Here is a 13,859-nt window from a genome sequence, read left to right as displayed (position 1 = left end):
AAATGAATATTAAACAGTATATAAAAAATAACTTCTTATTATTTGATGGAGCAATGGGATCATTGCTTCAACAAAGTAATATAGAAATACCAGCAATTCCAGAAGAGTTAAATATTACAAATCCAGAAAATATCGTTGATATACACCAAAAATATTTAGAGAGTGGCAGTAATATTATACTAACAAATACATTTGGACTAAATCCATTTAAATTTGAGAACAGTAAATACAAATTAAAAGATGTCGCAATACAAGCCGTAAAAAATGCTCAAATTGCTTCAAGTAGAGTAGAAAAACAATCATTTATTGCCTTTGATATTGGTCCACTAGGAATCTTGTTACAACCAAATGGAACTTTAAGCTTTGAAAAAGCCTACAATGCCTACAAAGGAATAGTACTATCTGTTGCAGATGAAAATTTTGATGTATTTGTAGTAGAAACACAATCAGATTTATATGAAGTAAAAGCAGCAGTTCTAGCAATAAAAGAAAATAGTAGTAAACCAGTCTTTGTAACAATGACCTTTGATAATGAAAAAACAACCTTACTAGGAAATGATGTTTTAAGCATCGTAACAACCCTTGAAGGTTTAAGAGTAGATGCATTAGGATTAAACTGTAGTTTTGGTCCTAAACAGATGTTGCCACTAGTAAAACAGTTTGTTAAAGCAAGTTCAACTCCAATAATGGTCCAACCAAATGCAGGAATGCCAAATCTAGATTCAGAAAAATTAGAATATGACATAGATGCAGATGAATTTAAAACATATATGAAAGATATCATAGAAGCAGGGGTTCAAATAGTAGGAGGATGTTGTGGAACAGACTATTCACATATTGAAAAAGTTAGTCAATTAATAGAAATATTACCACATAAAAATATCTCTGAAAAAAATTATACTAGAGTAGCAAGTGCAACAAAGACCGTTACTTTTGATAAAGAATTTATCAAAGTAGGAGAAAGAATAAATCCAACGGGAAAAAGATTTTTAAGAGAAGCAATTACTAGTCAAAACCATAACCTTGTAATAAAAGAAGCTATATTACAAGAGGATGAACATGCAGACATCATAGATATCAATATGGGTATTCCAAAACAAGATGAAGCAGCTTTATTATTATATTATACAAAGCTAATTCAATCATATGTAAAAACACCACTTCAATTAGATAGTGCCAACCCTTATGCAATAGAAGCAGCCTTAAGAGAATATAATGGTAAACCAATAATTAATTCAGTGAATGCAAAAAAAGAAAGTATGGATGCGATATTTCCAATAATAAAAAAATATGGGGCAGCAGTTATAGGTCTTTTGATTGATGAAAAGGGATTAGCATATACAAAAGAAGAAAAAATAGAAATGGCAGAAACAATAGTAAAAGAAGCAGCAAAATATCAAATAAAACCACAAGATATAATAATAGACTGTCTTACACTAACAGCATCAGCACAACAAAAGGATGTAATAGCTAGTATTGATGCTATTAAAGAAATAAAAAAACTAGGAGTAAAAACCATCCTAGGAATATCTAATGTTTCATTTGGACTACCTAATAGAGATGCATTAAATGCTGCTTTTTTAACAATGGCAATCTATCAAGGTTTAGATTCAGGAATAGTAAATCCAGCAAGTATTAAGATTAATGAAGCTATTGATGCTTCACAAGTATTGATAAATCATGATCTTGATAGTAAAAATTATATACAAAATAATAGTAAAGAAACTAAAACAGAAAGTGAAATTGTAGCCATTGAAAATACATTGCAACAAGCAATAAAAAAAGGACTACAAGAAGAAGTAGCAACAATAACTAAAAAAGAATTACAAACAAGAGAACCACTTGATATAATAGAAAATGAAATAGTAGTGGCTTTAAATGAAGTAGGAAATCTTTTTGAACAACAAAAACTGTATTTACCACAATTAATACAAAGTGCACAAGCAGTTGCGACAGCTTTTGAAATAATAAAAACAAAATTACCAGCAACAGACAAAAAAGAAAATAAGAAAGTTATCGTAGCTACTGTAAAAGGTGATGTTCATGATATAGGTAAAAATATTGTTAGAGTATTATTTGAAAATTATGGTTATCAAGTAATAGATTTAGGAAAAGATGTAAGCAAAGAGGATATATTAGCATCACTAGAAGCTAATGATGTCAAAGTAGTTGGATTAAGTGCTTTAATGACAACTACAGTATCAAGTATGGAAGAAATTATAACTTATTTGAAAAAAATACACCCTGAAATAACAATAATAGTTGGAGGTGCTGTTTTAACACAAGAATATGCCGATAAAATTAATGCAGATTTCTATGCAAAAGATGCACTTGAAGGTGTAGATATCCTAAATAGAATTTTCACTAAATAGGTTAGTTTAAGAACTATATAAATGAATTGTAAATTATGTTTAATCTACAATTCATTTTTTTATATTTAAAATAATAGTAGAAGATATTCAAGTTTTTTACTAGATATATAATATATATGTTAAATGTGATACAATAAAAATAAACAAAAATATAAAAAAAGGATGATGCCAATTGAAAAAAAGAAAAATAATTCCAATTGTAATACTATTACTTTTAATAAGTTTTACAGCCTTTAAATACTTTATGCCAAATAAGGTAACAGAGGTTAATAATAATCAAAATATAGAAAAAGACATATCATTTGATTACTCAACATTAAAAACAAGTAATAAAGCTAGTTTGTTAATGAATTTAGATACTAATCAGGTTATATTTAATCATAATATGCAACAATCTATTCCAGTTTACTCAGTAAGTAAAACAATGTTTTTAGCTACAGTGTCTAAACAACTAGCCACAGTTAATAAAACACTAGATACTAATGTAAAAGTAAGTAAACTAATTGATGATGTAAACAATCATTCTAACTTTTCAAGTGCAGGATTAAAATCAGGACAACAGTTTACAATAAAAGAACTATATGAAGCAGTAATGATGCCTTCAGGAAATGATGCATCGATTTTATTAGCAGAAGAAATATTTGGTTCTCAAGCTGCTGCAGTAAATGCAATGAATGCAAATGCAAAAGAGTGGAAAATGACAAATTCAAGTTTTGTTTCAACTTCAGGTTTAGATGGAAAATATATTAAAAAAGTCGGTTTAGAAGCAGCTGATGGAAAAAATTTAATGTCACCATATGATTTAGTATTACTAGTTAAACAAATACAAAAAAACTATCCTGAAATAATAGAAGCAGGAAATCATTTAGAAACTACAATAGGAACAAGTAACAATAATCCAATAACATTACATAATGTAAATGGAATAATGGATGGAAATAGTAGTGGAATAAAAAATGTATTCGGTTTAAAAACAGGATCAAATATAGAAGAATACTCAAATGCAATTGTTGCCTTAAAAAAAGATGAAAACAATAACACATTGTTAGCTATATCTCTTGCATCAAAATCAAGAGTTTCATTATATTCAGATATTGCTAGCATGTACTCATATGCTAATAATTTAGAAACAGTTAATATGCAAGATAAAATACAAATAAATTCAAAAGCTGGATTTACTACTAATGAAGTAACATTTACATTAGACAAACCATATTATTTATATCTAGAAAAAGGACAAGACTTTAAGTTTAGTATAGAAGAATTACAACACTATAACAAACATCTAAACAAGTTCTATGTAAATAAAAAAGGTGAAGAAATTGGAGTTATGAGTATCAATGATACAACCCAATTCTTTGATAATACACCAATTAATAATACAAAGGTAGTAGTAGCTAATGAAGTACAAAACAAAGGAATATTTGCAAAAGCAATCGAATTTATAAGTGATATCTACAAAAAATAAAAAGGACATTAGTCCTTTTTATTATAAATTAACAATACCTAAAGCAATTAAAATTAATAATATAATCCATATTACAATAAATAATCGAATGGCAAGCTTATTATCAGAATTACTATTAAAAGCATATTTATACCCAAGAGCTAAAGATGGAACAATTAATAATAAAGCAGTATACTTACTTAAATGAGCGTGAACAGAATTAGGTAAAATAAACAAAGTTAAAGCAATCAAAATAACATAGATAATCATTAAAATACTAGAAAAAAATATTTTCATATAATACCCCCTTGCGAATATGAGTATTATACCATATTTACTTAATGTTAAAAATCAAAATTTATCTTTAATACAAATGTTATCTAAACATCACAAAATAATAAAAGATAAATGATAAAAAATAGCTATAAACACATATTTTATTCTAGTAAGATAATTTTCATTAATATAGATACTACGTTAAAAAAAAGTGAAAATCATTCTAAAGAACATTAATTAGTTGTCACAATAAGGATAACTGTGGTATTTTTTATAAAACAAATAAACTAAAAGAAAGACAAAGGTAAGAAAAAGAATGACATTAATAAAAGACCATTTATTTAAAATATTAAATGGAATGAGTATTGGAGTAGTAATAGCATTAATGCCAGATGCTGTATTTGGACAAATAGCCAAACTATTAGAACTAAATTATATAAGTCCATATTTAAGTTTAGCTAATTCTTTAATGGGAGTTAGTATAGGAGCATGTATAGCCTATAACTATAAACTAGATATAATAAGTGGCGCATCACTAATAGCATCAACATTTATGGCAGGTGGTGTATTAAAAGGTATTAATGAAGAAGGAATGTTCTTAATAAAAGGAACAGGAGATATCATAAATATGGCAATAGGAGCCATCATTGCATTAATAATAATCACTTACATAGGACCTAAGCTTAAAGCATATAAACTAATATTATTACCAGCAATAACAGTATTTGTAACAAGTTTAATCTGTTACTACACGGCAGCACCTATTGGACTAATATCACAAGCTATAGGTACTTCAATACAATATTTTATGCAATTACAACCTTATATTATGGCAGTGCTCATAGCAGTTAGTTTTGGAATTATAATCGTATCACCTATATCATCTGTAGCAATAGCCCTACTAATTTCAATTACAGGAAATGCAAGTGGAATTGCAACACTAGGAATCGCAACAATGGCAATAACACTAGCAACACTAAGCTATAAACAAAATGGGCTAGGAACATCTATTGCTATAATATTAGGATCACCAAAACTACTAATGGCAAACTTTATAAAAAATCCTAAAATGATAATACCTGGTGCACTTGCATCAGCTATAACATCAACATTAGGAGTATATTTAAACATTCAAGGAACTTCATTATCAGCAGGGTTTGGTACTTGTGGTTTAATAGGACCAATTACACATTTAAGTATAGTTGGATATAACCTAAATAACATTGTAACAACAATTATGGCATTTGCAGTTGCACCATTTATAGTAGCCTTAATACTAAATTATCTATTTAAATACAAATTAAAGCTAGTAACTAATCTAGACTATAAAGTAAATCTTTAATATTATAAAAAACTTAAATGTAAAGTCTATTATAATTTAACACAATATTGTATAATAAATATAAGAAGTACAAACAGGGAGGTAATTTATGTATACAGGAGTAGAAATTGATTTCATAGTAAAAGATAGTTTACAAGCCATCAAAATATATCAAAGCATTTTTGATGTAGAACTATTAGAGAAAACAAACTTAGAAGTAGGCTTAAACGAAGTAGTATTCAAAATATTTAACACAAGATTTCATATGTTAGACGAAAATGAAGAATACCATTTACATGCACCAAAACCAGATATTTATATGCCAATATGGTTTAATGTAGTCGTTTTAAATATAGAAGAAGTTCATAAAAAAGCACTAAGACTTGGATGTATTGAAATACAACCAATAAAAGAGATGAAAGAATATAAAGTAACTAACTCAATGTTTAAAGATGAATTTGGCTATTTATGGATGTTACATCAGATAAAAGAATAAAGATAATATCAAGACGCTTTAAAAAGCGTTTTTTTTATTACCTAGAGTGATATTAAAAATAATAAATCTAAATATTTTATGATAATTGTTACTAAAAAGTAAGAGTAACTTAAGAAAAAAATAAGGACTTTTAATTAATGAATTTGCTACTATATTATTAAGAAAAAGAAAGGAGATATAATAAGTAAAATTGATAAAAAGGAGAAATAAAATGAAATTTAAAAAAATATTTGCAATAGTATGCATATGCATTATCGCAACAGCATGTGGGCAAAAAAAAGCCGAAAAAAAAGCAGATACTAAAACAGAAACCAAAGCAGATGCAAAGGCTACAAGTCAAGAAGTAGCTTTTGATTCAGACAAAAACAAAAGTGATAACATTTTTAAAAGTAGTACATATTATGATGCTGTAATAAAAGAATTTAAAAAATTACCTGAAGAAAAAAAGGGATATTTTAGTGGAGAAAAAAATAAAATAGAAATAACAATAGGAAAGTATAAAGATAATATAGGATTAACATCAGTAGATTACATCGCTCCTAAAAAAGAAACAGCAGCCCTTTTAAAAGAAGTAAATACACTGCTTAAATCACAGACAATTAAAGAACTAACAGCAAAAGACATGGATAAAATAATTGCTGCAACAGGTAAAGAAACAATAATAAATGGTGTAACATTTACAACAGTTGCAAGCAAGAAAGCAGATACAGTACACATAAATGTATCAGCATTTAAAGAGTCTAAAAAATAAAATTCCTTATACTAATATTTACAAAGGCATATTCTAATGGTAAACTAATAATATATATAAAATGAATGCAGGGGAACGATTAATCGTTGAGAAGGTAAAACCTGACCCTTAGAACCTGATAGTTAACACTAGCGAAGGAAGCAGTAAATTAAAATTTAAGCTCCTTTTTGGAGCTTTTTATATTTAAAACAAAATAATTATGTTTGCAGGGGAACGATTGATCGTTGAGAAAGTTAAACTTGACCCTTTGAACCTGTTAGTTAACACTAGTGTAGGAAGCAAACCATTGAAAATATGATGGTGCTTTATACAGGGCATCATTTTTTATTTATATAGAAAGAAGGCATATTAATGAAACCAATATTAAGTATTGCAGGATCAGATTGCAGTGGCGGTGCTGGAATTCAGGCTGATATCAAAACCTTTTCAGCACATGAATTATTTGGAATGTCAGTGGTTTGTTCAGTAGTTGCAGAAAATACCCAGACAGTTTTGGATTATCAAGATATAAATATCGATATAATTAATAAACAAATAGAAGCGATATTTGAAGACTTAAGACCAGAAGCAGTCAAAATAGGAATGTTATCAAGTAAAGAAATTATGAATACAGTAGCTATAAAGTTAAAAGAATATCAGGCAAAAAATATAGTTGTTGATCCAGTAATGTTTGCTAAGAACGGAAGTGCTTTAATGGCAAGAGACAGTATAGAAACACTGAAAGCAGTAATACTGCCGATAGCTGATTTAATAACACCTAATATCCCCGAAGCAGAAGAAATTGCTCAAATGAAAATAGAAAATCATAAAGATATGGAAAAGGCAGCTAAAATAATAATAAATATGAAGGCAAAAGCAGTGTTAATAAAAGGTGGACACAGTAAAGAAGATGCTACAGATATCTTATATGATGGAAAAAATTTTTATTACTATAAAGCAGAAAGAATAAATACAAAAAATACGCATGGAACAGGATGTACTTATTCTTCAGCAATTGCATCTAATTTAGCAAAAGGATTATCTTTAAATGAAGCAGTTGCACAAGCAAAAAAATATGTAACAACTGCAATTAAACATTCACTTAATATTGGAAGTGGTCATGGACCAACAAACCACTTTTATAATTTATATCAAAATCAAAAGAAAGAAGACTAGAAAAATGAACCAATATACAAATAATTTAAAAAATGTAAAAGATATAAAACCATTAGTACACCATATTACAAACTATGTAAGTGTTAATGATTGTGCCAATATAACATTAAGCATAGGTGCTTCACCACTAATGGCAGATGATATAAAAGAAGTAGCACAAATAGTTAGCATTAGTTCAGTTTTAGTATTGAATATAGGTACACTTAACCAAAGAACAATCTTAGCAATGATAAAAGCAGGTGAAAGAGCTAATCAATTAGATATTCCTGTAGTACTAGATCCAGTAGGAGTAGGAGCATCAGAATTAAGAGATGAAGCAATATCTAGAATATTAAACAGAGTCAAAATAACAGTATTAAGAGGGAATATATCAGAAATAAGCTTTATTGCAGGATTAAATTCTAAAACAAAAGGTGTAGATGCATCAGAACAAGATATTAAAAGAAATGATAACAAAGTAGAGATAGCTAGAAACCTAGCAAAAAAATTAGACTGTATTGTAGCTATAACAGGAGAAATTGATGTAATAAGCAATAGTGAAAAAAGCATCGAAATACATAATGGAGTAGAACAACTAGCTAAAGTAACTGGAACAGGATGTATGTTAACATCTCTTATAGCAGCTTGCTTAGCAGCAAATAAAGATGACTATTTAAGTGCTTGTGCAACAGCAATTTCAGTAATGGGTATTGCAGGAGAAATTTCCTTAGAAAGAAACATAGATGCAGGATTAGGTAGCTTTCACATCGGAATAATAGATGCAGTCAGTAAAATTGATGAAGTAATATTTAATGAAAAGTGTAAGATAAATGAAATCAAACATTAATTATAGTTTATATTTAGTGACAGATTCAAAAATAATGAGTGTAACAAAACTAGAAGATGCAGTAGAACAAGCAATTCAAGGTGGTTGTAGCATAATACAATTAAGAGAAAAAAACCTAGATAGTCTAGAATTTTATAACCAGGCAATGAAAATAAAAAAAGTATGTCTAAAGTATCAAATTCCATTAATAATTAATGATCGAGTAGATATTGCTTTAGCAATAGATGCCGATGGTATACATGTAGGACAAAAAGATTTAAATGCTAAGATAGTTAGAAAATTAATTGGAAAAAATAAAATATTAGGAATATCTGTTAGTAACCTTAAAGAAGCTAAACAAGCAGAAATTGATAAAGCTGATTATGTAGGAGTAGGTGCAGTATTTACTACTAAAACAAAAGATGATGCTAGCAATGTTTCAATTGAAACACTAATAAATATTAAAAAAAATCTAAAAATACCAGTAGTAGCTATTGGTGGTATAAATGAGCAAACAATAGATAAACTTAGAAATACTAATATAGATGGAGTAGCTATTGTTTCAGCAATCATAGGCAAGAAAAATATAAAACAAGCAGCAAAAAACATCAAAGAATTAACAAAAATAATATAAAGGATGATAACAATGTCATTTTCAAGACAACTAAAGGATAAAGCCATGGAAGTATGGGAAAAAGGGTATAACCATCCATTTGTACAAGAAATTGGAAAAGGAACTTTAGAAAAAGAAAAATTCAAATTTTACCTTCTACAAGATTACCAATATTTAATACAGTATGCTAAAGTATACGCATTAGCAGTAGTAAAAGCTGATGATATTGACATATTAAGCAAACTGACTAATGTCCAACATAACATTCTAGCAAATGAGATGCAAACACACATATATTATATGAAAAAATTTAACATAAATAATGATCAAATTCAAAACACAAAAGCATCTTTATATAATAGAACCTACACAGCTAACATGTTAGCTGTAGGACAAACTAAAGAATTAGTGCATATACTTGCAACAATCTTTCCCTGTGCTTGGGTTTATAGTGACTATGCAAGAAGACTGAAACAGCAATATCAAGACAAGTATGAAAATAATTATTATAAAACATGGATAGATAGTTATTCAAGTAATAACTTTGAAGAATCATTTGAATGGTTTTATGATGTAATAGATGAAATAGTAGCAACAAAAACTAATGAACAAAAAAAAGAAATAGAAGAAATATTTATCTCAAGTGTAGAGTTTGAATACTTATTTTGGGATATGGCATATAAACAAGAAATGTCATATTTACTATAAAGAATACAAAAAGGCTGAATTTATCCAATTATAGGTAAATTCAGTCTTTTTTAATAGTAGTATTAAATACTAAGTATCAATTTATAAAATCATTAGTATACTAGTACTAATAATATTTATTAAGATAATAATTTGAAATATATAAACTAATATGCAGCTACTAAATCATTAGAATTATAAGTATTAATATCAAAATATATATCATATGTTTCATCTTTTAATAATGATTTTGCCGATTTATATCTAATAATTAAAATAAGAGTTGAACCTAACCAAGCTAAAGGACTAGCTAGACAAGCACCAGCAAAACCAATATATTGAACTAGCACAATAGCTGCAAAAGAACGCATAACTAACTCAGCAATTCCTGCTGCCGTAGTAGTTATACCATAGCCTAGACCTTGAAGTGTATTTCTTAATACAAAAAGAGTTGCTAGAATAAAATAACCACTTTCAGTAATTAAAAAATAAGTTTGAGTAAGTTCAATAACAGCAGTTTCTTCAGGTGATACAAAACCTAGAATAATTATTTTACCTAAAAATATAATTAGTAAACCAGCAAATATACCAAAAGTAATAGAAGCAATGAGTGTCTGTTTTACACCAACAATAATTCTTTGATATAACTTTGCACCATAGTTTTGAGCAGTAAAGGTAGCCATAGCAATTCCTATAGAATTCAATGGTTGTATTGCAAGTTGATCAACTTTATTAGCAATAGATTGTGCAGCTACTACATCAGTTCCTAATGAGTTTAAAGTAGTTTGTAGAACAATAACGCCAATACCAATAATAGACATTTGAAACCCCATAGGCAAGGCCATTTTTAAATGATTAGAAAAATCACTCAAAATAATATTTTCAAAAGAATCCTTATTAATAACTAACATTGGCATATTCTTTTTGATTAGATATATACATTGTATTACAGGAATAATATAAGCAATAAAAGTAGCTAAGCCAGCTCCAAATATTCCCATGTTAAAAATACAAATAAAAATTAAAGCTAAAACTACATTAGCAATACAAGAAATTGCTAGAAAGAATAAAGGCGTTTTAGAATCACCTAAGGCTCTAATAACATTAGAGAACAAGTTAAATAACAATATAAAAGGAAGACCAGCAAAAATAGTAGACAAATAGATTTTTGCACTTTGTTCAATTTCAACAGGAGTATTCATCCATTTCATCATGTCATCTAAAAAAGTAAACGATAGAGCCATTAAGAGTACAGAAGCTATAAAACTAATTATAATACTAGCAGCAAAACTAGTTTTAACACGATCATATTGCTTAGCTCCATAAAATTTTGCAATTAACAAAGACATACCAATAGTAAGACCTTGAGCAAAACCAATTATTAAAAAGGAGATAGATCCAGTAAATCCAACAGCTGCTAAGGCATCAACGCCAAGAGTTTTACCAACAATTATAGTATCGGACAAACTATATATTTGTTGAAAAATATTTCCAATTAATAAAGGAATACTAAATAATAAAATTGTTTTAAAAGGGTGGTTTTTTGTTAAATCTATCATGAAATCTATCTCCTAACTTTATTACTAAAATAACAAAAGTTAGTCCGAAAACTAACTTAAATATTCTATTTGCAAACTATATATTTGAATACCAAAATTATATTACAAAAGTGAAATCTTTTAAAGACTTTTTATGTAAACAATCAGTTAGATTTAGTTATAATATTGTTATATATATAATACTCACAATATATAGATACATTCTATGCATATTTTATTCAAGAAAGATACTTAATTTGCATGTAGAAATATAAAAGCTAAATAATTACTTTTTAAATCATAATGTAGTAGAGTAATTATATAAATACATTAGAGTACATATATGTGAAATGTATATAAATCTAATATATGGTTATACAACTTTTCTATAACTATTGTTTATTGATTGATGATGGGTTATCATAATAGACGTGTTTACTTATAGATAAAAAGTAAAATTGAACAAATGAAATAATGAAATGAGGTTATAATTATGAGTATAAGAGGAGTATATACTCCAGTAACTGAACTAAGACGTAAAGTTTTTACCGAAGTAGCTAGATTAGCATATGAAGGTGGAGACTATACTAGATTAGATGAGTTACCTTATAAAATATTGCCAGGAGAAGTTGCAACTTATAGAGACAGTATCTTCTTAGAAAGAGCAATAATTGGAGAAAGATTAAGATTAAGTATAGGACTACCATTAAGAGATACAACAGAACATGCCCCAATCTCAAGAGGTATCATTGATAGTGCCATAGCAGAAAAGTATTATGATCCACCTCTTGTAAATATAATTAAATTTGCTTGTAATAAGTGTCCTGACAATGTAGTTAAAGTTTCTGATGCATGTCGTGGTTGCTTAGCTCACCCATGTACAATTGTTTGTCCAGTAGATGCTTGTCATATAGTAAATGGTCGCTCATTAATAGACCAAGATAAATGTATTAAATGCGGTAAGTGTATTACAGCTTGTCCATATGATGCTATTATGAGATCAGTTAGACCATGCGCTAATGCATGTGGTGTAGATGCTATATCTTCAGATGAGTTAGGAAGAGCAGATATAGATCAAGATAAATGTGTATCTTGTGGTATGTGTTTAGTAAACTGTCCATTTGGAGCCATTTCAGACAAAGGTCAAATATTCCAAACTATAATTGCTTTAAAAGATGAAAAAGTACCAGTATATGCTTGTGTAGCTCCATCATTTGTAGGACAATTTGGCCCAAAAGTAACACCTAATAGACTTAAATCAGCAATGATTAAATTAGGTTTTGAAGATGTTATTGAAGTTGCAATAGGTGCAGATTTATGCACAGTTGAAGAAGCAGAAGACTTTGTAAAAGAAGTTCCAGATAAATTAAAATGGATGGGTACATCATGTTGTCCATCTTGGTCAGTAATGGCTAAAAATTTATTCCCTGATTTTAAAGATAATATATCAATGGCCTTAACTCCAATGGTACTAACAGGAAGACTAATTAAAAAAGAACATCCAGAATGTAAAGTAGTATTTGTTGGTCCATGTTCAGCTAAAAAGCTTGAAGCAAGTAGAACAACAGTGAGATCAGATATTGACTTTGTATTAACTTATGAAGAATTAATGGGATTATTTGAAGCTAGAGATATAGACTTTGAAAATCTTAATGATGATGAAATGGTCTTTGAATCTACAGCCGATGGTCGTGGATTTGCCAATGGTGGTGGTGTTGCAGCAGCAGTTGCCAATGTAATAAAAAATAAATACCCAGGAATAGAAGTAAAAACAATGAGTGCTGATGGTTTAGCAGAATGCCGTAAAATGTTAATGGTTGCAAAATCAGGAAAATATGATGGTTACTTATTAGAAGGAATGGGTTGTCCTGGTGGATGTGTTGCAGGAGCAGGAACATTACAACCAATAATTAAATCAACAAATGAAGTTAAGAAATATAAAAATGATGCGAAACTAAAAGTTGCAGACGAAACAAAATATCGCGAATATTTAGAACTATTAGAATAATATAATAATTAGCATAGTACTAATGAAAAAGGAATAATGAAAGTTATTCCTTTTTTTATGCTTCAATAAGTGATTATTTCTAATAATAGTTAGAGTTTGACTACTAAAAAATAACAACATATAAATAATACTGATTAATAATACAGGAAAAATAATTAAAAACCTATATCAATTACAACAAATTGCATAGTAATGTTTTATAATTAATCATTAAAAGCAATTAGACCACATAATAGAAAAAAATTTCATAATTATATAAAGATTTAGGCTAGTACACAAAAGAAACACTTGAATAATTTTTATAATTTAATATTATAGAAATTTCAAGATTGTGAAAAAAACATCAAATTATACTATTGCATATAAATTAAAACTACAGTTTTTAATTTA

General features: G+C 28.0%; 12 protein-coding genes and 2 riboswitches. Of the genes, 10 read left to right on the top strand and 2 right to left on the bottom strand.

Annotated features, from left to right (window positions below):
- Positions 1-2 precede the first annotated feature (2 nt).
- Both ACD762_RS08795 and ACD762_RS08790 read left to right on the top strand, forming a co-directional pair.
- On the top strand, positions 3-2,372 hold the full coding sequence (locus ACD762_RS08795) for a homocysteine S-methyltransferase family protein (RefSeq protein ID WP_423363623.1): 2,370 nt from the start codon (positions 3-5) through the stop codon (positions 2,370-2,372).
- Between the two features lie 172 nt (positions 2,373-2,544).
- A complete protein-coding gene (locus tag ACD762_RS08790) occupies positions 2,545-3,840 on the top strand; it encodes a D-alanyl-D-alanine carboxypeptidase family protein (RefSeq protein WP_423363622.1) in 1,296 nt (431 codons plus the stop codon).
- A gap of 21 nt (positions 3,841-3,861) precedes the next feature.
- Here ACD762_RS08790 and ACD762_RS08785 read toward each other — a convergent pair whose 3' ends face one another.
- Complete coding sequence (locus ACD762_RS08785) at positions 3,862-4,116, bottom strand: hypothetical protein (RefSeq protein ID WP_423363621.1); 255 nt, start codon at positions 4,114-4,116, stop codon at positions 3,862-3,864.
- Between the two features lie 295 nt (positions 4,117-4,411).
- Here ACD762_RS08785 and ACD762_RS08780 point away from each other — a divergent pair, with 295 nt between their 5' ends.
- The 7 genes from ACD762_RS08780 to tenA all read left to right on the top strand — a co-directional run bounded on the left by ACD762_RS08780 (position 4,412) and on the right by tenA (position 9,944).
- Positions 4,412-5,437 (top strand): PTS sugar transporter subunit IIC, encoded by a 1,026-nt coding sequence (locus tag ACD762_RS08780; protein ID WP_423363620.1) that lies wholly within the window; start codon positions 4,412-4,414, stop codon positions 5,435-5,437.
- Positions 5,438-5,525: 88 nt separating this feature from the next.
- Positions 5,526-5,912 (top strand): VOC family protein, encoded by a 387-nt coding sequence (locus ACD762_RS08775; protein WP_423363619.1) that lies wholly within the window; start codon positions 5,526-5,528, stop codon positions 5,910-5,912.
- Between the two features lie 211 nt (positions 5,913-6,123).
- Positions 6,124-6,663: a hypothetical protein gene (locus ACD762_RS08770; protein ID WP_423363618.1), complete on the top strand. Its 540-nt coding sequence runs from the start codon at positions 6,124-6,126 to the stop codon at positions 6,661-6,663.
- Between the two features lie 59 nt (positions 6,664-6,722).
- Positions 6,723-6,820: riboswitch (TPP riboswitch) on the top strand.
- Between the two features lie 40 nt (positions 6,821-6,860).
- Positions 6,861-6,958: riboswitch (TPP riboswitch) on the top strand.
- A gap of 56 nt (positions 6,959-7,014) precedes the next feature.
- Complete coding sequence (gene thiD / locus ACD762_RS08765; protein ID WP_423363617.1) at positions 7,015-7,818, top strand: bifunctional hydroxymethylpyrimidine kinase/phosphomethylpyrimidine kinase; 804 nt, start codon at positions 7,015-7,017, stop codon at positions 7,816-7,818.
- The gene (gene thiM / locus ACD762_RS08760) at positions 7,763-8,644 is read left to right on the top strand and encodes a hydroxyethylthiazole kinase (protein WP_423363616.1); all 882 of its coding nucleotides are present in this window, start codon (positions 7,763-7,765) and stop codon (positions 8,642-8,644) included. Before thiD ends, thiM begins: the two co-directional genes overlap by 56 nt.
- Positions 8,628-9,257, top strand: coding sequence for a thiamine phosphate synthase (gene thiE / locus ACD762_RS08755; RefSeq protein ID WP_423363615.1), 630 nt, complete (start codon positions 8,628-8,630; stop codon positions 9,255-9,257). Before thiM ends, thiE begins: the two co-directional genes overlap by 17 nt.
- A gap of 12 nt (positions 9,258-9,269) precedes the next feature.
- Entirely contained in the window at positions 9,270-9,944 is a 675-nt protein-coding gene (gene tenA, locus ACD762_RS08750) for a thiaminase II (RefSeq protein ID WP_423363614.1), read from the top strand.
- Between the two features lie 146 nt (positions 9,945-10,090).
- Here tenA and ACD762_RS08745 read toward each other — a convergent pair whose 3' ends face one another.
- Positions 10,091-11,482, bottom strand: coding sequence for an MATE family efflux transporter (locus ACD762_RS08745; RefSeq protein WP_423363613.1), 1,392 nt, complete (start codon positions 11,480-11,482; stop codon positions 10,091-10,093).
- Between the two features lie 472 nt (positions 11,483-11,954).
- Between ACD762_RS08745 and ACD762_RS08740 the strand changes: the two genes are divergently transcribed.
- Positions 11,955-13,469 (top strand): 4Fe-4S dicluster domain-containing protein, encoded by a 1,515-nt coding sequence (locus ACD762_RS08740; protein ID WP_423363612.1) that lies wholly within the window; start codon positions 11,955-11,957, stop codon positions 13,467-13,469.
- Positions 13,470-13,859: the final 390 nt, after the last annotated feature.

The organism is Mycoplasma sp. P36-A1 (assembly GCF_049478495.1).
GTDB lineage: Bacteria > Bacillota_I > Bacilli_A > JAJDGJ01 > JAJDGJ01 > P36-A1.
The sequence above is the reverse complement of the archived record's forward strand: the minus strand, read 5'-3'. Positions and strand labels throughout refer to the sequence as shown.